We start from the raw sequence: 21,552 nt of genomic DNA, 5'->3' as shown, positions 1-21,552 counted from the left end.
ATCCTGTTTCATCTAGCGTGTGTCCCGCCGGTTGCCGCTGGTCGAGACGCGGCTCGTGGTGCGGCGGCGCGCCGGGCCATCGCCGCCGGTGTCGGTGGAGGCGCGCTGAGCGTCGCGGCTCGCGGCGGTTCCCGAAGCGGCGCTGGCGACGGCGCGCGCGCGGTCGTTGCCGCCGCCGCGGCTTGGTCCGGTAGAGGCCTCACGGCGCTGCATTGCTTCCACTGCATCGACGATAACCGCCGCGCGGGAGCGCGGATCGTTGCGGTCGGCGGGCTGCGTGGGAGCACCACGGTCGGCGCTGCCACTGCCACGCATCGAAGCGGGCAGATAATTTTGCGCCCACTGCCACTGCGGCAGGTGAAGCCCCGCGGCGACATAGAAAGAGACGCAGAGGATCGCGAGCGCGACGAAGGCGAAGACGATCGACAGCGCGAGCAACTCGGTCGCCGACCCCTGGATCGAATAGCCCGAGGCGCGGAGGTTGATCAGCGTGACGATACGCGGCTGGACGATCGCGGTCTCGACCGCGAGCACGAGCGAGCTCGCGGTGGTGCCGAGCGTCAACCCGATCAGCCCGCGAAGCCAGCCGCCAAAAATGCCGCGCGTTGCGTCGAACAGCAGGAAGGCGAAGAACAACGGCCCGAGCGCAAGCAGGATGCCAGCGGCCAGCCGCGTGAGCGCGACGCTGCCGAGCGCGCCGGTCAGGAAACCCATGCGCGCAGCTCCGAGCGCCTTGGTCTCATAGGTCGTGTCGGGCTCGATGCCCTCGCTGTCCGACACGCCGGCGCGGTTGGGTTCGCTGCCGACGCCCCAGGCGGTGAGCGTGCGATAGGCACGGTCGGTTTCGGAGAGGCGCGCCGCCAGCGAAAGATCGCTACCCGCGAGCGAGGCGGCGCTACCGACGGTCGCGCCGATCTGTGACGGCGTATCGATCGCGACGTCGTAGATCATGGTGCGGAACGAGGGCCAGCTGGTCGCCAGCGCGACGACGATGCCGATCTTGGCGAAGATCAACAGCCCGCCGCCGAGGTCGGGGCCGCGCCCCGCGAACATGCGATAGCCGATCAGCGCGACGAAGATCGTCAGCATCGCGGTCAGGAAGGCGGCGATGCCCGATCCCGGTCCCGATAGCGCCAGATAGCCCGCGTTGCCGATCGTCTGCGCCTGGCATTCGATCGCCGCGAGCGTGCCGCCGATGAAGCTGTCGGCCGACGAGGGGACGGGGCAGGGGGCGAGCGCGAAGGTCATGCGACCGCCAGCAGGCGCGACATCCAGACGCCCGGATCGTCGCCCGCAGTCTCGCGGATCTGGTCGAGCAGCCGCACGGTTCGCTCGCGGCCTGAGAGAATGGTGAGCAGGTCGCGCTCGCCGGTCAGGTTCAGCCGCACGACGACGCTGTCGTTGCCATGCTTGACGAGGAAGCAATGCGCGTCGTCGGGCAGCGTGCGGATCAGCTGATACTCATGCTCGGTCAGGCCGAAGCCGTCCATATAGTCGGCGGCGCGCGCCTTGGGGTTCGCCATGAAGATCTGCGTCGCGACCTGTTCGATCAGCGCGCTCGCGATCTTGCTCTCGAGCGCGTCCTGCGCGCTCTGCGTCGCGAAACCGACGATGCCGTTGCGCTTGCGGATCGTCTTTTCCCAATCCTTGATCCGGCGCACGAAGACGTCGTCGTCGAGCGCCTTCCAGCCCTCGTCGACGACGATGATCGTCTCCTCGCCGGTCAGCCGCTCCTCGACGCGGTGGAAGAGGTACATCATCGCCGGGGTGCGCATCGCGGCATCGTCGAGGATGACCGTCATGTCGAAGCCGATGGTGGCACTCTCCATGTCGGTCAGATCCTCGACATTGTCAAAGAGCCAGGCGCGCTCGCCGTCGCCCCACCAGGGGCGCAGCCGCGACCACATGTCGTCGGCGCGCGGGCGGTGGCCGCCGCGGAACAGCTCGGCGACGTGGCGCAGGCGGCGGTGCGCGGGCGGCTGCGCATAGCTCGCGTCGACCGCATCCTTGATCTGCGCCATTTCCTCGATACTCGCGCCGCCGACGAGCTGCGCGAGCCAGTCGATCAGGAACTGGCGATTGACCGGCGTGTCGTCGAGCTGGAGCGGGTTGAGCCCGCTTGCGACACCCGGACGGAGCTGGTCGTAACGCCCGCCGATCGCGCGAATGAACAATTCGGCGCCGCGATCCTTGTCGAAAAAGATGATCCGCGGATCGAAGCGACGCGCCTGCGCGAGCAGGAAGTTGACGACGACGGTCTTGCCCGACCCCGACGGGCCGATGACGGTGAAGTTGCCGAGATCGCCCTGGTGGAAGTTGAAATAATAGGGACCCGCGGCGGTGGTCTCGAACACCGTGACCGCCTTGCCCCAGACATTACCGTCGGCGCGGCCTGCCGCGAAATTATGCCCGCTGGCGAGCCCCGCGAAATTGGCCGAGGAGACCATGCCGCGGCGCACGATATATTTGAAATTGCCGGGGAACTGCGACCAGAAAGTCGGCTCCAGCGCGATATCCTCGCGCACCGAGATGATGCCGAGTTCGGCGAGTGACGCCTGGACGTCGGCGATATTCGCGCTGACCTCGGCCTCGCTCGCGCCGTGCACCGCGATCGTCATATGGTGCTCGCCAAAGGCGGCGCGGCCTGCGGCGACATCGTCCTTGGCGCGCGACAGCTGGTCGCGCAGGCTCAGCGCCTCATCCTCGGTCGATCGCATCCGGCGCAGCGCGAGGTTCATCTTGCCGAGCGCGGGCTGGCGGTCGACGAAGGCAAAGCTCTGCGTCATCACCATCTCGAACGGCAGGCGCAGCAGTTCGTCGAACATGCCCGTCGCGGTCGACGCTGGATAATCCTTGATCGCCACCATGCCGACGAAGCGGCGCCCCGCATCGCCCGCAGGCCCAAGCTCGATCGTCTCGGCGCCGAAACTGATCCGGCGGTCGGGCAGATACTCGCCGGCATCCTGATGCGGCGCGAGCAGGCGGCGCGGCTCGCCCGAATAGAGCTGGGCGAAGAATTCGAGCGGTTCGGAGCAGAGCCCCTGGTCGCTGTCGTAAAGGCCGAGCAGTTCGGGCTGGTAGCTGCCGAGCTGCGCCATCAGCGCCTCGCGCGCGGTGTCGAGCAGCCGCAGTTCCTGCGTCACGGTGGCGCGATAATCCTGCCCAGTCGAGCCGAGCCAGCCCGACAGCCGATCGAGCAGCCCCATGCGCCCCGGCGCGGGGCGACGGACGAGGGTGAGGTAGAGGTCGTTGTAATAGAGCTGCTTGGTCGCAAGCCGCGCCTGCCAGCGTTCGTCGAGCCCCGCCGAAAAATCGTCGCCGAACTCGCCATCGAGGGTGACGCGCGCCTCGCGCCGCACGACATGGTGATAGAGCGCATAGCGCGACGATCCGATCGCCTGCAGCATCGCGTCGCGCAGCAGCTTGCGGTAATTGAGCTCGTCGCTGTCGGCGGTCTCGAACAATATGCCGCGCAGGCGGATGACCTGCATCAGCAGGCCGTCGCGCGTCTCGATCGTGTGATCGTCGGCGTGCCGGGCATAGGGCAGATGCTTGCCCGCCGGCACCTCGCCGTCACTCGCCGCCGGGCGGGGTTTCAGGGACGATAGGAGTTGCACTGCCAGGTCTTGAAATTCTTGACGCGCGGACAGCGGCTGACCTTGGTCAGCCAGATGTCGAAGAAGCGCGGCTCGCGCAGGCAGAGCAGTGCGCCGGCCATATGGACGAAGACCGCGCCGATCAGCGCCCAAGGCGAGCGAAAGATGAGGAACAGCTCCGTCGCGACGATCGCATTGATCACGAAGAAGCTGTAGGTGACGCCCGCGAACATCTGCGGCCGCGTCAGCGCCACAAACAGGGGATCGCGGTCGAGATCGCTCATGGCGGCGCTCCTAGAGCCCGCTTCCCGAAGCCGACTGGATGCCCGCGACGATGCTGGCGGCGCCGAAGAGGATGAAGCAGCCGAGGATCACGGTGGCGCCATAGCGCCAGTTGATCCGCCCGGTGAGCATCAGGAAACCGACCGAGGCAACCGCGATGATCGCAACGACGGTCGCAACGGTTCCCAGCAAGGTGCCCTGCAGCCAGCGTACGGCGTTGACGATCGCGCCCGAACCCTCGGGGTCGGGCAGCACGGTTGCGGCATAGGCGTTCGCCGCGTGGAACAGGCCTGCCATCGAAGCCGCAATCGCCGACACTCTGGCTTTCAAACTACGCAAAATATTCCCCCCGACCCGCTGGCCTCAGCACTCCCCAAGCCTAAATGTCTATAGGCAAAGGGCTTAGCGGCGCAAGGGTGATGCGCCGTTCACCACAACGGTTCGTCGTTTCATAACGGGAGCGCGGCGGGGCGTCGAATCCCCGCCGCATACCCTAACAATCATTTGCCCGAGGGCAGGTCGTTTTCCCAACCATAGGGCGCACGCTTGCGGTTGCCGGTGTCGACCTCGTTCATCGTCAGCGGGTCGTAGAGCCGCCCGCCGAGCATCACGCGGTGGATTTTTTCGGTGTTGCGAATCTCGACCGTCGGGTCGGCATCGAGAATCAGCAGGTCGGCGAGCTTGCCCGGCTCGAGCGAGCCGATATCCCTGGCATAGCCCAGCGATTGCGCGGGCATGATCGTCGCGGCGCGAAGCGCGTCGATATTGCTCCACCCGCCCCTGACAAAAGACCAAATCTCCCAATGCGCGCCGAGCCCCGATTGCTGGCCGTGCGCGCCGATCGAGACGTTGCGGCCCGCCTCGGCGATCTTCAACGCCTCGCGTGCCGAATCGTCGTCGACATAATCGCCCTCGGGCGCGATGACGCGGCGCTTGTTCTGCGCGGCGAGATCGGTCGGCGGGATATGTTTGGTCAGGATCGGATGCTCCCACACATTGGTGTGCGCGCGCCAATAGGGATCGCCCGCCGGGCCGCCATAGGTGACGACCAGCGTCGGCGTATAATCGACCGTCGTCTGCCCCCACAGCTGCACCAGATCCTTGTAGAAGGTATGGAGCGGGATATTGTGTTCGACGGTCGAATTGCCGTCCTGGATCAGCGTCAGGTCCATCGTGTAGAGCGAGCCACCCTCGGGCACGACCTCCATCCCCTCGGCCTGAGCCGCCTTGACCACCATCTGGCGCTGTTCACGGCGCGGCTGGTTGTAGTTCTTGACGCTGTGCGCGCCCTGCGCCTTCAGCCGACGGACGTGCGCGAGCGCGTCTTCATAGCTGTTGATCTCGGCATAGACCCCCGCCGCCTTTGCGCCGTAGATGATCTCGCCGGTCGAGAAGATGCGCGGCGCGAGGATCAGCCCGGCGCGCTGCATCTCGGACGAAGGGAAAATCTCCGACGCGCGCGACGAGGGGTTGTGGCTCGTAGTCGTGCCCATCGCGAGATTGACGATCTCCGACCAGTTCTGCTGCGGCACCAGTTCGTCGTCGCCGTGCGCGCCATGCGCATGCGCATCGACGAAGCCCGGGACGATCGTCTTGCCCGCCGCGTCGACGGTGATCGCGCCCGCGGGCACGCTGATCGCGGCGAGCGGACCGACGGCGGTGATGCGGTCGCCCTCGATCACGATCGCGCCATTGTCGATGATGCCGCCGGCCTTGTCGGCCATGGTGACGATGCGCGCGCCGGTGATCACCACGGTGCCCTTGGGCTTCGCCACGGCCTGCGTCATCGCGAGCGAGACGCCGTCGGTCGGCGGCGCGAATTTCGGCGCCTTTTCGTCCGCCGGGGCGTTGAAGAACAGGCTCGCGAGGTCGGCGCTGAACAAGGTCGCACCGCGGCTCCAGTGGAGTTTCGATCCGCCGTTCGACCAGTGCATATAATCGGCACCGCTGCCGCTGACGCGCGTGACGGGCAGCGCGGCGCTCTTGGTGCCGAGCGAGACGTCCTGCCCACCGGGCATCAGCGGAGTGACATAGGCGTCGTAATTCTGGCGGAAGGCCAGCGTGCGGCCGTCGGGCGAAATCTCGTAATCGCTGACCAGTTCGCCGCTGGCGTGGACGCGCTTGTCCTGACCGTGGAGTCCGGTGCTGACCAGCTGGCTCTTGCCATCGGCGGCGGCGACCATGAACAGGCGGTCATTGTCGGCACCGAACTGCGGCTTGGCGCCATCGGAGCTGACGCGCTCGGGCGCGCCGCCTGCGGCAGCAACGCGATAGACGCCCGGATCCTCGCTCCATTTGGCCGACGTCAGCCCGCCGCTGCCGCGGCGCTCGAAGGCGATCGTCTTACCATCGGGCGAGAAGCGCGGTTCGGCATAATGGCCCGGAACGCTCGTCACCTTGCGCGACGCGCCGCCCGCGGCGGGGCTGACATGGATTTCGCCAAGGCCGCTGTCGGTCCAGCGCACGAAGACGATCGACCTGCCGTCGCGCGACCAGCTCGGCCAGGCCTCCATCGCATCGTCCTTCGCCGCGGTCAGCCGCCGCGCGGTGCCGCCCCTCGCGGGCTTAGTCCAGAGCTTGCCGAGCGTTTCGAACACCACGGTGCGGCCGTCGGGCGAGACTTCGGACCAGCGCGGCATCTTGGTCGTGAAGCTGTCGGGGGCGACCTCGACCGTCGGATGTGCCGCATCGACGATCACGCGGTCGTCGGCGATGCTGAACGGGATCACCCGCGCTTCGCCGCCGGCGGCGCCGACGCGGCGTAGCTTGCCGCCCGCCCAGAAGACCAGACCCTTGCCGTCGGGCGTCCACGCCATGTTCGGATAGACGCCGGTCACCGCCCAGGTTTCCTGCACATCCTGGTCGAGCGCATCATAGACTTTGCGCTCCTGCCCCGAGGCGAGGTCCTTCACATAGAGCTTTGACTGCGTGCCCTCGCGGCGGACATAGGCGAGCTTCTTGCCGTCGGGCGAAGGGGTCGGGCGTACCGCGCCGCCCGCGCCCGAGGCCGCCGTGCTCGTCTCGCCGTCATCGAGGTCGTAGCGCTCGATGTGGAACAGGTCGCTGTTGCTGTCCTGCGCATATTCGAAGATCGGGCCGGGGGTGACGTTGCGCGTGAAATAGACGCTCTTGCCGTCGGGGGCGAAGATCGGCTCGCCGAGCTCCTTCTGGTGGCGTTCGTTGGGTTTCTTGACCAAAGGCACTCCCGCGCCGCCCGAGACATGGTACATCCACACCTCGCCGGTGCCGAGCGAGCGGCCCGTAGTGAAATGCTTCTTGGCGACGATGAATTGGCCGTCGGGCGACCAGCTCGGCTGGTTGAGCAGGCGGAAATCCTCCTTCGACAGCTGGACCTTGTTGCTGCCGTCGCGGTTCATCAGCCAAATATTGTCGCCGCCGCCGCGGTCGGAGACAAAGGCGATGCGGCTGCCGTCGGGCGAGAAGCGCGGCTGATGCTCATAGGCGAGCCCCTCGGCGATGCGCGTCGGCGTGCCGCCCTCGATCGGCATCGTATAGATGTCGCCGAGCAGGTCGAAAGCGATCGTCCGCCCGTCGGGCGCGACGTCGACGTTCATCCAGCTGCCCTCGTCGACCGCGATGTTGACCTTGCGCGTCGTCATGCCGGGCGGCGCGTTGACGTCCCACTTCTCTGCTTTCTTCTCCTCAGCGCCGGATGCAGCGGGCGCCGGAGCGGTTTGAGCGAAGACCGAAGTCGAGCAGGCCAGCGACATGGCCAGGGCGAGAGCGAAGCGCGCCATTTTAGTTTCCCCTGTTGAAATTATGATGCGACCATATGGCTTTGGGCGCGGAGTGCAAGGCCGGGGTTTCGATGAAGGCGCTGGCCGCCTCGACCAGTGACTGCTAGCCGGAGGCCACAATATGGAGGGGGAGGCTATATGCCGCTGAAGGGCATCCGTGTACTCGATTTCGGGCGCTATATCGCCGGGCCCTATGTGGGCGCGCTGCTCGCCGATTATGGCGCTGACGTGATCCGCATCGAGGCGCCTGGCGGAAACGAGGACCGCTTTTCGGTGCCCGTCGCCGAGGACGGCTCGGGTGCGATGTTCCTGCAGATGAATCGGAACAAGCGTTGCCTGACGCTGAAGCCTGGGAGCGACGAGGGCCGCGCGATCGTGCGCAAGCTGATCGCGAGCGCCGACGTGGTGATCGCCAATATGCCCGACGGCGCGCTGGTGAAGCTCGGCCTAGATTACCCGACGCTGTCGGAACTCAACCCGCGCGTCATTCTCGTGACCGCATCTGCATTCGGGATCGAAGGACCGCTCGCGCAGCATGTCGGTTTCGACGCGGTCGGGCAGGCGATGTCCGGCGCGGTCTATATCGGCGGCAAGGACGGCGAACCGGCGCGCGCGCAGGTCAATTATGTCGATTTCACCACCGCGTTGCACTGCGCCTTCGGAGTGATGCTGGCGCTGCGCGAGCGCGAGGTGACCGGCGTCGGCCAGCGCGTGTCGGGCTCGCTGCTCGGCACCGCGCTCGCGATCACCAACGGACTGACGATCGACCATGCGCTGAACGGCATCGACCGCGGCATGATGGGCAACCGCGCCTTCAGCTCGGCGCCGACCGACATCTTCGCGACACAGGACGGCTGGATCATGACGCAGGTCGTCGGCAATCCGATCTTCGCGCGCTGGGCGCGGCTGGTCGGGCGGCCCGACCTCGCCGACGATCCGCGTTTCGCCAATGATACTTCGCGGGGCGGGCATGGCGCGGAACTCAGCGCCGTGATGGCCGAATGGTGCGCGGCGCGGACGAATCATCAGGCGCTCGACGAACTCGGTGCAGCCAAGGTTCCAGCGGGGCCGGTGCTGAAGCCAGCGGAGGCACTCGCGCATCCACAGGTCGCCGCGACTGGGCTGGTCGATCCGATGGAGTATCCGGGCGGCTTCGGTCCGGCGCCCGTGGTGCGCACGCCGATCACCCTTTCGGCGAGCGGCAAGGCTGCACCGCTGCGCGCGCCCTATGTCGGCGAGCATAGCGACGCGATTCTCGCGGAGCTCGGTTACGACGCCGAAGCCATTGGGGCTTTGCGCGCGCAAAACATTATTTGACGCTGCTCGACTGGACGCCGCCGCCTCGCGCGATTAAATACCGGCCAGTACACAATCTGACGCAGGAGTTCCCGATGAGCGACGCCACCGACTATGTTCCGCCGAAGGTCTGGACCTGGGACAAGGAAAGCGGCGGGCGTTTCGCGAACATCAACCGGCCGATCGCGGGGCCGACGCACGACAAGGAGCTGCCGGTCGGCAAGCATCCGCTCCAGCTTTATTCGCTCGGCACGCCCAATGGCGTGAAGGTCACCGTGATGCTCGAGGAACTGCTCGCCGCGGGGCACGGCGGCGCCGAATATGACGCCTGGCTGATCAACATCGGCGAGGGCGACCAATTCTCGAGCGGCTATGTCGCGATCAATCCGAACAGCAAGATCCCGGTGATGGTCGACCGCAGCGGCGCCGAGCCGATCCGCATCTTTGAATCGGGGGCGATCCTGATCCATCTCGCCGAGAAATTCGGCGCCTTCCTGCCGACCGAAACCGCCGCGCGCGCTGAAACCCTGTCGTGGCTGATGTGGCAAATGGGCAGCGCGCCCTTCCTCGGCGGCGGCTTCGGGCATTTTTACGCCTATGCGCCCTATAAGATGGAGTATCCGATCAATCGCTATGCCATGGAGGTGAAGCGCCAACTCGATGTGCTCGACCGGCGGCTCGCGGAGAGCGAATATATCGCGGGCACCGATTATACAATCGCCGACATGGCGATCTGGCCCTGGTACGGCGCGCTCGCCAAGGGGCTGGTCTATGACGCGGGCGAATTCCTGCAGGTGCAGGATTACAAGAATGTCCAGCGTTGGACCGATCAGATCGCGGCGCGCCCTGCAGTCAAGCGCGGGCGCATGGTCAACCGCGTGATGGGCGATCCCGCGAGCCAGCTTCACGAACGCCACGACGCGAGCGACTTCGACCTGCGCACGCAAGACAAGCTCGCGCCTGCCGACGAACGCTGAGCTCAAAACGCAACCCCATGATTTATTTGCCTGGGCGACTTTGACTTTGGCGATTTTTCCGTTAGCGTCGCGCGTCTTGGGGCAGCGGGATGGGGGGCATGACTGTGTTGCGCAGTTCAATATTCATATCGGCGTCGGCGGTAGCTATCAGCTGCGCGAGCCTGACTTCCCCCGCAGCAGCGCAGGATAATTATCTCGGCCAGATATTGAAGCTCGGCGGCAATTTCTGTCCGATCGGGACGCTCCGCGCCGACGGCAGCCTGCTCAGCATCGCACAGGAAAGCACGCTCTACACGCTCTATGGCACCACTTACGGCGGTGATGGTGTAACTACCTTCGCTCTTCCAGACCTGCGCGGACGCACCTCGATGGGCCAAGGACAGGGCCCGGGGCTGACAAGCCGCGTCATCGGCGAAAGGGCCGGCACCGAAACCAATCTGATGACGATCGCGAACATGCCGCGGCACGAACATACGGCGCTGGTGCGCACGACCTCTGCCGTCGGCGATTCGAAAGCGGCCTTCCGCAATCTGTTTGGCACCACGCCCGCGAACAAATATGTCAGCGGCACCGCGCCCTATGCGCAATTGATCAACCGCGAGACGCTGATCATCCGCAACACCGGCGGCGACCAGCCGTGGGATCACCGGCCGCCGACGCTGGCGGTAACCTTTTGCGTCGTGAATGCAGGGATTTTCCCGTCGCAGAACTAGGCGGCGACGCGGCACCGCGGGGCGGGACCAGGGGCAGATAGGGGAGTTTGACAATGCGGCATCTGAAACCTCTGGCGCTTGCCGCCGCATCGGGGATGGCAATCGCCGCCGCGTCGCCGGCGATGGCGCAGCAGTTCTTCATCAGCCAGATAATCGAGACCGGAGTGCCGTTCTGCCCGCGCGGCTTCGCTTTGGCGGCCGGGCAAATCCTGTCGATCCAGCAGAATACGGCGCTCTTCTCGCTGATCGGTACCACCTACGGCGGCAATGGCGTGACGACCTTCCAATTGCCCGATATTCGCGGCCGCATGGTCGTCGGCTATGGTCAGTTGACCGGCGGCGAGTTTTTCAACGTCGGGCAGGTCGGCGGTCAGCAGACGGTGACGCTGACCAATGCGAATCTTCCGGCGCACTCGCACGAGGCCGTGTTCCAGACGGCCAATGCCAATACGAACGACAACAAGCCGTTTCGCAACGCTTTCGCGGTGACGCCGGACAATCAATATAAGACGCCGCCGCCGAGCGGGCCAGCGACCTTCGACGGCAATCTGCACCCCGACACGATGGCGGTGCAGCAGACGGGCACCAGCGGGGTGCCGTTCCCGAACATGGCGCCCTTTCTCGTGACGAACTACTGCATCGCGCTTCAGGGCATCTATCCGTCGCGCAATTGACGCGGACCGACGGGATATCGAACGACATATGGAAATCGGAGGCGGGCATGACGGGCAGGGCGGCAATCAGGACCTTCACCATGGGGTTAATCGCGAGCGGGAGCGCGCTGGCGTACAGCGCGCCGGCGCACGCGGATGCGGCGGACCCCTATATCGGCGAGATCATCCTGTTACCCGGCAATTTCTGCCCGCGCGGCTGGGCGTCGGCACAGGGCCAATTGCTGCCGATCTCACAGAATACGGCGCTTTTTTCGTTGCTCGGCACCAATTATGGCGGCAACGGTCAGACGACCTTTGCGCTTCCGAACCTGTCGGGCCGCGCGATGAACTATTATGGGTCGGGACCGGGGCTGAGCCCCTATGTGATCGGCGAGGAGGCGGGAGCATCCACGACGACGCTGACCGTCGCCAACCTGGCGAAGCATGACCACCGCGGCGGGGTCCAGACCGCGAACGCGTCGGCGAATTCGGCCACTGCGAACGGCAACGCGCTGGGGGTGTCGTCGAACAACAGCTTCCTGTCGGGCACCGACCCGTCGGGCAATCTGATGGACCGCACCATGGTGCAGGTCGGCGTTACCGGCAGCTCGTTGCCGGTTACCAACCGGCCGCCCTATCTGACGATGTTGCATTGTATCGCGCTGCAGGGGGTCTTCCCGGCGCGCAACTGACTTACCGGCCCGCTGTACGGGGCCCAAAAAGAATGAACGGGTCGATCGGTGCCGCCATTTCCGGCGGCACTTGGCATATGTGATTTTCTAGGAGGAGGCGGAATGACGATGTTGCGCAAATCATATCTCTTGGCGACGGCGGCAGCCATCGCTGGAACGCTGGGGGGCGCCTCGGTGGCGAACGCCCAGGACAATTATATCGGAGAAATCCTGAAGGTTCCCTATAATTTCTGTCCTGCCGGCACCGACGAGGCCGACGGTCAGTTGCTGTCGATCGCGCAATATACTCCGCTCTACACGCTGTATGGTACGACCTTCGGCGGCGACGGGGTCACCACCTTTGGCCTGCCGAACCTGCAGAGCCGCATGTCGATCCACACCGGCACCGGCAACGGTCTGAGCGCACGCCCGCTGGGCCAAATCGGCGGCACCGAGAGCAATACCCAGACGATCGCGACCATGCCGCGTCACGAGCATGTCGCGCTGGTGCGCACGACCAGCGCGGCCGCGAATGCCACCACCCCCGTCGGCAACAAGCTCGGCACGACGCCCGCGGCCAAATATGCTAACAGCGCGCCGAACGCCCAGCTGATGAACCGCGAGAGCATCCTGATCAACAGCGCCGGTAACGGAGAGCCCTATAGCCATCTGCCGCCGACGCTGACCATTCGTTATTGCGTCGCGCTCGAGGGCATTTTCCCGCCACAGAATTGAGGCTCGCCGCGCCGCTTTTGAAGGCGCGCTCACATTTCAAGGGGTTATGACAATGCGGTACAAGACTTCGATGTTGGCAGCGGCCAGCACATTGGCTTTCGTGGGCACCGTGCCCGCGACGGCTCAGGATTATTATATCGGCCAGGTGATCGAAACCGGCGCTACCTATTGCCCGCGGAACTTCCTCGAGGCGAACGGGCAGGTGCTGCCGATCGCCCAGAACCAGGCGTTTTTCTCGCTGGTCGGCACCACCTATGGCGGCAATGGCGTGACGACCTTCCAGGTGCCCGATCTGCGCGGGCGCATGCTGATCGGCGACGGGCAGGGACCGGGCCTGCAAAACTATACGCAGGGCCAGGTCGGCGGGCAGGAAAATGTGTCGCATACGATCGCCAACCTGCCGGCCCACAGCCATCCGGGCGTGATCCAGACGGTGACCGGCGCGGGCAACCAGCGCATCGTGTTCCGTAACAGCTTCGGCGTGACCACCGACAATCAATATGTCAGCGGCACGCAGGCTTTCGACGGCAACCTCGAAGCCACGACGCTCGCTGTGCAGAAGAGCGGAACCGACGGGGTGGTCGTGCCCAATATGTCGCCGTTCCTGGTCACTCGCTATTGCATCGCGCAGTTCGGGGTCTTCCCGTCTCGCAATTGATGCGCGCGCAGCGACATCACCACATTCAGACATCGGAGGCGGATATGAAACGCACTGGCAATCTTCGGAAATTTACCCTGGCGTTGGCGCTCGGGGGCAGCACATTGGGCTATGCGGCACCGGCATCGGCGGACGGGCTCCAGCCCTATATTGGGCAGTTCATGCAGGTCGGCTTCACCTTCTGCCCGCGCGGCTACACCCAGGCGGCGGGGCAGATCTTGGCGATCCAGTCGAATACGGCACTTTTCTCGCTGCTCGGCACGACCTATGGCGGCAACGGCACAACGACATTCCAATTGCCCGATCTGCGTGGCCGTGCGGCGGTGCATACCGGGCAGGGCCCGGGGCTGTCGCCTTATGTCCTCGGTGAGGTCACCGGCACCGAGACGACGACGCTGACCATCCTGAATATGGCGCCGCACAATCATCGCGTCGGCGCACAGACTGCCAATGTCGATGCCAATCAGACGGCGGCGAACGGCAATTCGCTCGCGGTGCCGGTGAACCCCGGCTATGCGGCGCCGCCGCCCGATCCCGCAGGGAACCTGATGGACCCGGGCAGCATCCTGGTTCAGACGACCGGCAATTCGATCCCGGTGCCGAACCAGCCGCCCTATCTGGTGATGAAATGGTGCATCGCCACGCAGGGAATCTTCCCGCCACGCAACTGATCGTCGCGGCCGGTTCGCTGGCCGCGCCAAGGAAAGGGACGCCAGCGGGGTGCATCCCGCTCCGCTGGCGTCCCGCCATTGACTCTGGTTAAATTTCGGTTAGCCTTTTGCCCGGGTTATCGAGGTGGGGGGCTGAGCGATGGCTATCGCGCGTAAATCGCATTTCTATATGTCCGCGGCGGCGGTTCTCGTAGGCGTGCTCGCGCTGCCGGGTACCGCGCAAGCGCAGTTCACCTACCTTGGCGAGGTCATGAAGTTCGGCGGCAATTTCTGCCCGCGCGGATCGGCGGAAGCCAATGGCCAGCTCTTGTCGATCGCGCAGAACACCGCACTCTTCTCGCTCTATGGGACGACGTACGGCGGTGACGGCCAGACGACCTTTGCATTGCCCAACATGGCTGGGCGTTATTCGATGCATCTGGGTCAAGGACCGGGGCTGACCAATCGCACCCAAGGCGAGGCGGGCGGCACCGAGACGACGACGTTGACCGAAAACCAGATGCCGCGGCACGAGCATACGGGGCTGGTCCGCACGACCAGCGCTGCGGGGAACAACGGCGGTGCCTTCCGCAACATCTTTCCGACCACGCCCGCGAACAAATATGTGAACGGCACCGCGCCCAATGCGCAGCTGATGAACCGTGAAACGGTGATCATCCGCAACACCGGCAACAACACGCCCTACAACCATCTGCCGCCCTATCTGGCCATTCGTTTCTGTGTCCTGACCGAAGGGATTTTCCCGTCGCGCAACTGACGGCGTCGCCGCTGGGGCGGCCAATGGGGCTTTGAGGGGAGTTTTACGATGCGGCATTTGAAAACAGCGATGACGGCGGGGATCGCTTTAGGCGCGCTGGCAACCGCGGGATCGGCCACGGCACAGGATTATTATTTGGGCCAGATGATCGAGGTCGGCAATAATTTTTGCCCGCGCGGCTGGATTGAGACCAACGGGCAGCTTTTATCGATCGCTCAGAATACGGCCCTCTTCTCGCTACTCGGGACCTTTTACGGCGGCAACGGCCAGACGACTTTCGCGCTGCCCGATTTGCGCGGGCGGATGGTGCTTAACCAAGGTCAGGGGCCCGGGCTTCCACCCTATAGCATCGGTCAGCAGGCAGGCGTCGAAAGCCAGACGCTGACGATCAATCAACTGGCGTCGCACACGCACGAGGCGGTGTTCCAGACGGTCAACGCGAACGCCGCGACGACCATACCTTTCCGGAACTCCTTCGCAGTGACGAGCGATTTCCAATATTCGAACGTGATCCAGTTCGATGGCGCGCTGAACGCCGCGACGCTGGCGGTGCAGAAAACGGGCGGGTCCGATCCCGTGGCGAACATGTCGCCGTTCCTCGTCAATCGCTATTGCATCGCGCTGCAAGGGGTTTTCCCGTCGCGCAACTGACCCTTTGGCGCTGCGCGGACGAAACAGGATAGAGTTGGAGACGGGATATGACACGCATGGGGGCAATGGGGAAATTCTCGGCGGCGGCGCTGCTCGGCACGTCGGCGTTGACCGTGGCGACGCCGGCCAGCGCGCAGATCGAACCCTATATCGGGCAGATGATGCAGACCGGTTTCAACTTTTGCCCGCGCGGCTGGGCGAGCGCGAGCGGCCAGATACTGGCGATCGCGCAGAACACAGCGCTCTTCTCGATCCTCGGCACCACCTATGGCGGCAATGGCCAGACGACCTTCGCGCTGCCCGACCTGCGCGGACGCGTCGCGATCAACCAGGGCAGCGGCCCCGGGCTGTCGCCCTATGTCCTCGGCCAGGTCGGCGGCAGCGAGACGGTGACGCTGCTTCCTACCAACCTGCCCAAGCACGACCATCGCGGCGGTATCCAGACCGCCAATGCCAACGCCAACAGCACGACCGCGAACGGCAATGCGCTCGGCGTGTCGTCGAACAACAGCTTCATCGCGCCGCCGCCCGACCCTGCGGGCAATCTGATGGACCGCACGATGGTCCAGATCGCGCCGACCGGCGGCTCGCAGCCGATCTCGAACCGGCCGCCCTATCTGACGGTGAACTGGTGCATCGCCACCGAAGGGATTTTCCCGTCGCGGAACTGAGCGCTCGCCAGCGGCGGCGGACTCGCCGCGCAAGGAAGGCCGCACTGCCCGTCAGCGCGGCCCTTTTTGTTGCTCGCGCCCAGACAGGAAGCCGTATTTGACGTAATTTCCGCATGGCAACGCTTCGGGCTTCGTTAACCTGCTAGCGTTCGGTTCGCAGATCGCCCCGGTTTTCCGGCCTTTAGGCGAGCCAGACCTTCCCCCCATTTTGCGCATTTTGCGTAGAATCGTCGCATCGGAAGACAGCGACGGCTTTCACGCCCCGCATGCCACGATCCCGGCATGACCTGGATCGTTCGCCATATCCCGTGTGCGGCCCACCTCCGCCGCCTTGCTGCCGTCTTTCGGCGCAACGCGCGCGGCACTGCGATGATCGAGACCGCGCTGCTGCTGCCGCTGTTCCTGATGCTGCTGCTCGGCATCCTGATCTACGGCCAATATTTCATGCTCGCGCACAGCGTGCAGCAGGCGGCGAACGACGGCGCGCGCGCCGCGATCACCGGGCTCGACGCCGCCGACCGCCGCGCGGTGGCGGTGCGCGCGATCGACCGCAGCATGCACGGCGTCGGGGGCTATCGCACCGAACTCCGCGACGTGGCGGTCTCCGAAACAAGCGACGCGATCACGGTCGATCTGACCTACCGGGTTCCGGAAACCAGCCTGCTGCGCAATTCGCTCGTGCCCTCGCCCGGCGACGAGATCCGCGCCAGCGCGACCTTCGAACTGCCGGCCGACTGATGCGCGCGCTGCTCTCTTCGCTGCATCGCGATACGCGCGGAGCGATCAGCATCGCCGCCGCCTTCGGGCTGACGATGCTGATCGGCGCTGCGGCGCTGGCGGTCGATATCGGCGCGCTGCACCTCGACCGTCGCAAGCTGCAGGGGATCGCCGATGCTGCCGCGATGGCCGCCGCCGCCAAGCCCGGCGAGGAACGCGCAGCGGCGGAACGCATCATCGCCGCCAACTGCGACTGCGGCATAGTCATCGCCTCGATCACCCGCGGCAGCTACGCCCCCGACGCCGGCATCGCCGCCGAACAGCGCTTCACCGAGGGCGGGTCGTCGCCAAATGCGGTGCGCATCGTGCTGACACGCTCGCATCCCCTGTTCTTCGGGCGCCTCATCACCGGGCGCAACAGCAATGTGATCAGCGCGAGCGCTACGGGTGCGCGGCGCGGCTATGCGGCCTTTTCGCTCGGCTCGCGTGTCGCGGCGGTCAACGGCGGCGTCCCCAACGCGATCCTGTCGGCGCTGACGGGCAGCGAATTGGGCCTTTCGGTGATGGATTACAACGCGCTGGCGAGCGCCGACGTCGACCTGCTCGCCTTTTCGGAAGCGCTGCGCACCGAGATCGGGGTCGAGGCGCTGACCTTCGGCCAGACGCTGAACAGCGAGGTGACCATGCCGCAGGTACTCTCGGCGCTTGCCGCAGCTTCCGACGGCAGCGCCGCGTCGGTGGTCGAGCATATGGCGGCACGCGCGGACCCGACGACCTTGATCCCGGCCTCGGTGATCGACCTCGGCCCGCGCCACGCGAGCGCACGCGTCGATCCCGCGAACCCGGTGCGCGTCAACCTGCTCAGCCTGATGCGCGCGATGCTGGTGACCGCTTCGGCCGATCGCCAGGTCGACCTCGACCTGGTCAGCGGCCTGCCCGGCGGGTCGCATATCAAGGTGGGGCTGATCATCGGCGAGCCGCCGGCCAATTCGCCGCTGATCGCAGTCACGGACGACAATGAGGTCGTCGTCCGCACCGCGCAGGTGCGGCTGCGCGTCGATACGAAGGTGGCGACCCCGGTCGCGACGGTCGAGATTCCGGTGCTCGCCGAGCTCGGGTCGGCCGCCGCACGCATTTCGGACATCGACTGCAGCAAGGGTAGCGACGAGGCGGTGAAGCTTGCGGTGACGACCTCGCCCGCGATGCTTGCGATCGGCAGCGTCAGCGACAGCGACTTCCGCGACATGGGGCGCGCGCTCGATCCCGGGAAGGCGCGACTGCTGAAGCTGCCGCTCGCCAGCGTCGATGCCGAGGCCGAACTTTTCCTGTCCGATCTGGAGGAGAAACCCGTCGCCTTTTCGCGGGACGACATTGCCGACGGCACGGTCAAGACAGTGTCGAGCACGGGGTTGGTGGCGGGCGCCGCGAAGTCGCTGTCGGACCGCATGGAACTGACGGGATCGGTGCTGGGAATCGGGTTGAATCTCGGGGCCTTGAAGACTCTTGTGGCCCAGACCGTCGCCACCGCTGCGCCGGTGCTCGACGGCGTGCTAGAGCAAGTGACGGCTGTGCTCGGCCTCCATGTCGGGCAGGCCGACGCCCGCGTCAACGCGTTGCGCTGCGGCCAGGCGCGGCTGGTGGGTTGATCCGGTCCGGAGCGAAGGCGCCCCCGCGCGTCCCAAAATACGAGAGACGGCATCGGTCCGGAGGACAATATGGAGTTGGATCGCTCACCCGAACGCGTATCGGCGGCGGATTTCATCCGCGGTTTTGCGAACTGGAGGCAGCACGCGGCGCGGCGGCCCGTGGTGGTGACACATCACGGCAAGGACGCGCATGTTCTCATCTCGCTCGACGATTATCGTCGGCTGGGTGGGGCGGGTGCAGAGGCAGCGGACTCGTCCGCGGCAAGGCTGCGCGAATCGCAGGCGCTGTTGCTTGAATCGATTCGCGACAGCCTGATTCTCGTCGACCGGCAGCGTCGGATCGTCGCGATCAACCCCGCCGCGGGCGACATGCTCGAGGCGAACGCCGCGGCGCTGGTCGGCCAGCCGCTGGTCGCCGCGCTGCCCGCGATCGAGACCAGCCTGGTCTTCCACCATATTCTGCGCATGATCGATCACCGCGAGCGTTTTTCGGGCGACCTGCCGTCGCTGCTGCGTCCGGGGCAGTGGCTGCATGCCGACCTGATTCCGTTGCCGATCGGCGGGGCGATCGTGCTGCGCGACGTCAGCGAAGCGATGGCGGCGCGCGAACGCGACGACGCGCGCGGCGCGGCGATTCGCGCGATCGAGGTCGACGGCGGCATCGGCCATGCCTGCATCTCGGTGCGCGAAGCGATCGAGCACGCCAATAACGCGCTGCTGGCGACGATCGGCGTCGGCGACGAGGCGATCCGGCGCGTACGCTTTTCGGCGCTGCTTGCGCTCGCGCGGCGCCAGGCTTTCGCCGAGGCACTGGAAGAGCTTTTCCGGACCGGCGTGCCGGCGCGGATCGAGTCGGAGCTGGTCGCGCGCGACGGCGCTGCCGTGCCGGTGACGCTGTCGATCGTCGAGCGGCGCAGCGCCTATGCGAGCGAAGGGGCGGTGGTGCTGGTGACCCTCCGCCGGGCATAAATCGGGCCCACTCAATTCATCGCTAAGCTTTTGACTTCAAGAAGCTTTCCCTTAAGGTTGCAGAAGGGCTATCGGGGGATTGCGGATGATCCGGACAAGGGTGCGGCGTGGTATTGGCGTCGTGCTGGTTTGCGGTGCGATTGCGGCGGCGCCGTCGGCATCGGCGCAGTATCGCGGTGAACTGGTCAAATTCGCCTATAAATTCTGTCCGGGTGGAACGCTGCCGGCCGAAGGTCAGCTGCTGAAGATTGCCGACTATCCGGACCTCTTCACAACCATCGGCAAGGCCTATGGCGGCGACGGCGTCACGACCTTTGCGTTGCCAGACATGCGCGGCCGGACGTCGATGGGGGCGGGTAGCGCCGAGGGGCGCACGACGCGCGCGCAGGGCGAAAAGGGCGGCAGCGATATGGTGGCGCTGACCGAAAATCAGATGCCGCGCCACGAGCATACCGCGCTGATCCGCACAACCAGCGGGGCCGGTAACGCCTATCGCGCGCTCGGCGCGATCTTTGCGACGACGCAGGCGAATAAATATGTCGCGGGCGGCTTGCCGGCGGCGAATCTGATGAACCGCGAAACACTGGCGTTCGTGAACAGCGGCGACGGAAAGCCGTTCGAACGGCGCTCGCCCGGGCTGGGTATCCAATATTGCATCCTCCCGAACGGGGCGTCACCGGGCTGATGCGCGGCATGGTGATGGCGGGAGCATCGGGGGAATGAAGAACATGCGTTACGGCAAGGCGGCGATGCTGGCGTCGATCGGGACCGGGGCGGCCGTGGCGGCAATGCCCGCGATGGCGCAGCTTCCGCCGCCCGATCCTATCGAGCATTATTATATCGGGCAGCTGATCGAGATGGCGGGGCCCTGTCCGGCGCGCTGGCTGGAGGCCGACGGGCGCCTGCTGCAAAAGACATCCTATTCGCAGCTCTTCTCGCTCATCGACAAGACCTATGGCGGCGATGGGGTCACGACCTTCGCGATCCCCGATCTGCGCGGGCGGATCGCCGTGGGAGCGGGGTGGGGACCGATACTCGCCAACCTGCCGCTGGGCGGCACCGGTGGCGCCGAAAACCAGGTGCTGACGATCGACCAGCTGGCGACGCACAGCCACAAGGCGTTGATCCGCTCGGTCGACGGCGACAGCGACACACCGCGTCCCTTCCGCAACGCCTTCGGCAAGACGAGCGGGCCGCAATATTCGACGACGATCGCCTTCGATGGCAATCTGCATCCCGACACGGTGGCAATCCAGAAGACCGGCGGCAGCGATCCGGTGTCGAACCAGTCGCCCTTCACCGTGAACCGCTTTTGTATCGCGGCCTGGGGCGTGTTTCCGCCGCGCAACTGACGGCGAACGAGGAATAGGGGCAGGAATATGCGGGGCAGGGCCATGAATTTGCGGATGTCGCTTGCGCTATACGGGTTGGCATGTCTGTCGACGGCGCCGGCTGCGGCGCAGGTTTCGCCTTCGGCGGGGCAGCTGATGCTCGTGTCTTTCCCATATTGCCCGATGGACTATTACGAAGCCGACGGCAGGGAGCTGGTGATCCGCGACAATCTGGCGCTCTACAACGCTATCGGGACGACCTATGGCGGCGACAACCGGGTGTTCCAGCTGCCCGACCTGCGCAGCCGCGCGGCGGTCGGCAATGGCGTGGGGCCGGGGCTGCTGCCGGTGGCGCCTGGACAGAAGCTAGGCCACGAGAGCTTGAAGCTCGCCGAAACCAACCTGCCGCCGCACGCCCACCGCGGCGGAATCCAGACCAGCACCGGCGCGGCGAACCGGACCACCGCCAACGGCAACGCGATCGGCATATCGGCGAGCGACAGCTTCATCGAGGGCTATGACCCGCCCGCGGGTTTCGAGATGGAAGCCTCGACGGTCGTCGTGGCGCCCGAGGGTAAGTCGGCGCCGATCGCAACCCGCGAACCTTTCGTCGCGCTGCGCTGGTGCATCGCCTATCGCGGTGCACCGCCGCTGCCGACGCAATAGCGCGCCGGAAGTCCGCATATCAACGCAGGATAATACCGCGCCCGGCTTTGCGCCGCGGCGCCTTCGTGCGCATCTGGACAAGTCCTTCGAAGTTGGCGAAGTTGCCGCATATCGCGTAGCAAAATACAACTTAC

22 protein-coding genes are annotated in these 21,552 nt (G+C 65.6%); 17 read left to right on the top strand and 5 right to left on the bottom strand.

What is annotated here, in order from left to right; all coding sequences use genetic code 11:
• Positions 1-12 precede the first annotated feature (12 nt).
• The 5 genes from BWQ93_RS06195 to BWQ93_RS06175 all read right to left on the bottom strand — a co-directional run bounded on the left by BWQ93_RS06195 (position 13) and on the right by BWQ93_RS06175 (position 7,636).
• The gene (locus BWQ93_RS06195; RefSeq protein WP_077029747.1) at positions 13-1,248 is read right to left on the bottom strand and encodes a type IV secretion system protein; all 1,236 of its coding nucleotides are present in this window, start codon (positions 1,246-1,248) and stop codon (positions 13-15) included.
• Positions 1,245-3,623, bottom strand: coding sequence for a VirB4 family type IV secretion/conjugal transfer ATPase (locus tag BWQ93_RS06190; RefSeq protein ID WP_083721134.1), 2,379 nt, complete (start codon positions 3,621-3,623; stop codon positions 1,245-1,247). Before BWQ93_RS06190 ends, BWQ93_RS06195 begins: the two co-directional genes overlap by 4 nt.
• Positions 3,596-3,880: a type IV secretion system protein VirB3 gene (locus tag BWQ93_RS06185; RefSeq protein WP_077029745.1), complete on the bottom strand. Its 285-nt coding sequence runs from the start codon at positions 3,878-3,880 to the stop codon at positions 3,596-3,598. Before BWQ93_RS06185 ends, BWQ93_RS06190 begins: the two co-directional genes overlap by 28 nt.
• A 10-nt stretch (positions 3,881-3,890) precedes the next feature.
• Positions 3,891-4,220, bottom strand: coding sequence for a TrbC/VirB2 family protein (locus BWQ93_RS06180; protein WP_443029373.1), 330 nt, complete (start codon positions 4,218-4,220; stop codon positions 3,891-3,893).
• Between the two features lie 158 nt (positions 4,221-4,378).
• Positions 4,379-7,636: an amidohydrolase family protein gene (locus tag BWQ93_RS06175; RefSeq protein ID WP_077029743.1), complete on the bottom strand. Its 3,258-nt coding sequence runs from the start codon at positions 7,634-7,636 to the stop codon at positions 4,379-4,381.
• 138 nt (positions 7,637-7,774) lie between these two features.
• On the opposite strand from BWQ93_RS06175, the gene BWQ93_RS06170 reads away from it, so the two are divergent.
• The 17 genes from BWQ93_RS06170 to BWQ93_RS06090 all read left to right on the top strand — a co-directional run bounded on the left by BWQ93_RS06170 (position 7,775) and on the right by BWQ93_RS06090 (position 21,418).
• Positions 7,775-8,953, top strand: a complete 1,179-nt coding sequence (locus BWQ93_RS06170) for a CaiB/BaiF CoA transferase family protein (protein WP_077029742.1) — start codon at positions 7,775-7,777, stop codon at positions 8,951-8,953.
• Between the two features lie 74 nt (positions 8,954-9,027).
• The gene (gene yghU / locus BWQ93_RS06165; protein ID WP_077029741.1) at positions 9,028-9,909 is read left to right on the top strand and encodes a glutathione-dependent disulfide-bond oxidoreductase; all 882 of its coding nucleotides are present in this window, start codon (positions 9,028-9,030) and stop codon (positions 9,907-9,909) included.
• A gap of 98 nt (positions 9,910-10,007) precedes the next feature.
• On the top strand, positions 10,008-10,622 hold the full coding sequence (locus BWQ93_RS06160) for a phage tail protein (protein ID WP_198040485.1): 615 nt from the start codon (positions 10,008-10,010) through the stop codon (positions 10,620-10,622).
• A 53-nt stretch (positions 10,623-10,675) separates the two neighbouring features.
• On the top strand, positions 10,676-11,296 hold the full coding sequence (locus BWQ93_RS06155; RefSeq protein WP_198040484.1) for a phage tail protein: 621 nt from the start codon (positions 10,676-10,678) through the stop codon (positions 11,294-11,296).
• Positions 11,297-11,343: 47 nt separating this feature from the next.
• Positions 11,344-11,967, top strand: a complete 624-nt coding sequence (locus BWQ93_RS06150; RefSeq protein WP_232314758.1) for a phage tail protein — start codon at positions 11,344-11,346, stop codon at positions 11,965-11,967.
• Positions 11,968-12,075: 108 nt separating this feature from the next.
• On the top strand, positions 12,076-12,681 hold the full coding sequence (locus tag BWQ93_RS06145; protein WP_198040483.1) for a phage tail protein: 606 nt from the start codon (positions 12,076-12,078) through the stop codon (positions 12,679-12,681).
• 52 nt (positions 12,682-12,733) lie between these two features.
• Positions 12,734-13,339, top strand: coding sequence for a phage tail protein (locus tag BWQ93_RS06140; RefSeq protein WP_198040482.1), 606 nt, complete (start codon positions 12,734-12,736; stop codon positions 13,337-13,339).
• 44 nt (positions 13,340-13,383) lie between these two features.
• Complete coding sequence (locus tag BWQ93_RS06135; RefSeq protein WP_077029738.1) at positions 13,384-14,010, top strand: phage tail protein; 627 nt, start codon at positions 13,384-13,386, stop codon at positions 14,008-14,010.
• Positions 14,011-14,149: 139 nt separating this feature from the next.
• Positions 14,150-14,767, top strand: coding sequence for a phage tail protein (locus BWQ93_RS06130; RefSeq protein ID WP_232314757.1), 618 nt, complete (start codon positions 14,150-14,152; stop codon positions 14,765-14,767).
• Between the two features lie 48 nt (positions 14,768-14,815).
• The gene (locus tag BWQ93_RS06125) at positions 14,816-15,418 is read left to right on the top strand and encodes a phage tail protein (RefSeq protein WP_232314756.1); all 603 of its coding nucleotides are present in this window, start codon (positions 14,816-14,818) and stop codon (positions 15,416-15,418) included.
• A gap of 47 nt (positions 15,419-15,465) precedes the next feature.
• Positions 15,466-16,089, top strand: coding sequence for a phage tail protein (locus BWQ93_RS06120; protein ID WP_198040481.1), 624 nt, complete (start codon positions 15,466-15,468; stop codon positions 16,087-16,089).
• Between the two features lie 282 nt (positions 16,090-16,371).
• A complete protein-coding gene (locus tag BWQ93_RS06115) occupies positions 16,372-16,827 on the top strand; it encodes a TadE/TadG family type IV pilus assembly protein (protein ID WP_083720670.1) in 456 nt (151 codons plus the stop codon).
• Positions 16,827-18,452 carry a TadG family pilus assembly protein gene (locus BWQ93_RS06110; RefSeq protein ID WP_077029737.1) on the top strand — a complete coding sequence of 542 codons (1,626 nt, stop codon included), beginning with the start codon at positions 16,827-16,829 and terminating at the stop codon, positions 18,450-18,452. The genes BWQ93_RS06115 and BWQ93_RS06110 overlap by 1 nt, the downstream gene beginning before the upstream one ends.
• 69 nt (positions 18,453-18,521) lie before the next feature.
• Complete coding sequence (locus BWQ93_RS06105) at positions 18,522-19,421, top strand: PAS domain-containing protein (RefSeq protein ID WP_077029736.1); 900 nt, start codon at positions 18,522-18,524, stop codon at positions 19,419-19,421.
• An 85-nt stretch (positions 19,422-19,506) separates the two neighbouring features.
• Positions 19,507-20,106, top strand: a complete 600-nt coding sequence (locus BWQ93_RS06100) for a phage tail protein (protein ID WP_083720668.1) — start codon at positions 19,507-19,509, stop codon at positions 20,104-20,106.
• Positions 20,107-20,140: 34 nt separating this feature from the next.
• Positions 20,141-20,773, top strand: a complete 633-nt coding sequence (locus BWQ93_RS06095; RefSeq protein ID WP_083720666.1) for a phage tail protein — start codon at positions 20,141-20,143, stop codon at positions 20,771-20,773.
• A gap of 27 nt (positions 20,774-20,800) precedes the next feature.
• Entirely contained in the window at positions 20,801-21,418 is a 618-nt protein-coding gene (locus BWQ93_RS06090) for a phage tail protein (RefSeq protein ID WP_083720664.1), read from the top strand.
• Positions 21,419-21,552 lie beyond the last annotated feature (134 nt).

It is taken from the genome of Sphingopyxis sp. QXT-31, from assembly GCF_001984035.1.
GTDB lineage: Bacteria > Pseudomonadota > Alphaproteobacteria > Sphingomonadales > Sphingomonadaceae > Sphingopyxis.
The sequence above is the reverse complement of the archived record's forward strand: the minus strand, read 5'-3'. Positions and strand labels throughout refer to the sequence as shown.

What these genes read in the sequence shown, in the direction of transcription:
- BWQ93_RS06195 (WP_077029747.1), bottom strand. Translation starts at nt 1,248, where the DNA reads ATGACCTTCGCGCTCGCCCCCTGCCCCGTCCCCTCGTCGGCCGACAGC.
- BWQ93_RS06185 (WP_077029745.1), bottom strand. Translation starts at nt 3,880, where the DNA reads ATGAGCGATCTCGACCGCGATCCCCTGTTTGTGGCGCTGACGCGGCCG.
- BWQ93_RS06175 (WP_077029743.1), bottom strand. Translation starts at nt 7,636, where the DNA reads ATGGCGCGCTTCGCTCTCGCCCTGGCCATGTCGCTGGCCTGCTCGACT.
- BWQ93_RS06170 (WP_077029742.1), top strand. Translation starts at nt 7,775, where the DNA reads ATGCCGCTGAAGGGCATCCGTGTACTCGATTTCGGGCGCTATATCGCC.
- yghU (WP_077029741.1), top strand. Translation starts at nt 9,028, where the DNA reads ATGAGCGACGCCACCGACTATGTTCCGCCGAAGGTCTGGACCTGGGAC.
- BWQ93_RS06160 (WP_198040485.1), top strand. Translation starts at nt 10,008, where the DNA reads ATGACTGTGTTGCGCAGTTCAATATTCATATCGGCGTCGGCGGTAGCT.
- BWQ93_RS06155 (WP_198040484.1), top strand. Translation starts at nt 10,676, where the DNA reads ATGCGGCATCTGAAACCTCTGGCGCTTGCCGCCGCATCGGGGATGGCA.
- BWQ93_RS06150 (WP_232314758.1), top strand. Translation starts at nt 11,344, where the DNA reads ATGACGGGCAGGGCGGCAATCAGGACCTTCACCATGGGGTTAATCGCG.
- BWQ93_RS06145 (WP_198040483.1), top strand. Translation starts at nt 12,076, where the DNA reads ATGTTGCGCAAATCATATCTCTTGGCGACGGCGGCAGCCATCGCTGGA.
- BWQ93_RS06140 (WP_198040482.1), top strand. Translation starts at nt 12,734, where the DNA reads ATGCGGTACAAGACTTCGATGTTGGCAGCGGCCAGCACATTGGCTTTC.
- BWQ93_RS06135 (WP_077029738.1), top strand. Translation starts at nt 13,384, where the DNA reads ATGAAACGCACTGGCAATCTTCGGAAATTTACCCTGGCGTTGGCGCTC.
- BWQ93_RS06130 (WP_232314757.1), top strand. Translation starts at nt 14,150, where the DNA reads ATGGCTATCGCGCGTAAATCGCATTTCTATATGTCCGCGGCGGCGGTT.
- BWQ93_RS06125 (WP_232314756.1), top strand. Translation starts at nt 14,816, where the DNA reads ATGCGGCATTTGAAAACAGCGATGACGGCGGGGATCGCTTTAGGCGCG.
- BWQ93_RS06120 (WP_198040481.1), top strand. Translation starts at nt 15,466, where the DNA reads ATGACACGCATGGGGGCAATGGGGAAATTCTCGGCGGCGGCGCTGCTC.
- BWQ93_RS06115 (WP_083720670.1), top strand. Translation starts at nt 16,372, where the DNA reads ATGACCTGGATCGTTCGCCATATCCCGTGTGCGGCCCACCTCCGCCGC.
- BWQ93_RS06110 (WP_077029737.1), top strand. Translation starts at nt 16,827, where the DNA reads ATGCGCGCGCTGCTCTCTTCGCTGCATCGCGATACGCGCGGAGCGATC.
- BWQ93_RS06105 (WP_077029736.1), top strand. Translation starts at nt 18,522, where the DNA reads ATGGAGTTGGATCGCTCACCCGAACGCGTATCGGCGGCGGATTTCATC.
- BWQ93_RS06100 (WP_083720668.1), top strand. Translation starts at nt 19,507, where the DNA reads ATGATCCGGACAAGGGTGCGGCGTGGTATTGGCGTCGTGCTGGTTTGC.
- BWQ93_RS06095 (WP_083720666.1), top strand. Translation starts at nt 20,141, where the DNA reads ATGAAGAACATGCGTTACGGCAAGGCGGCGATGCTGGCGTCGATCGGG.
- BWQ93_RS06090 (WP_083720664.1), top strand. Translation starts at nt 20,801, where the DNA reads ATGCGGGGCAGGGCCATGAATTTGCGGATGTCGCTTGCGCTATACGGG.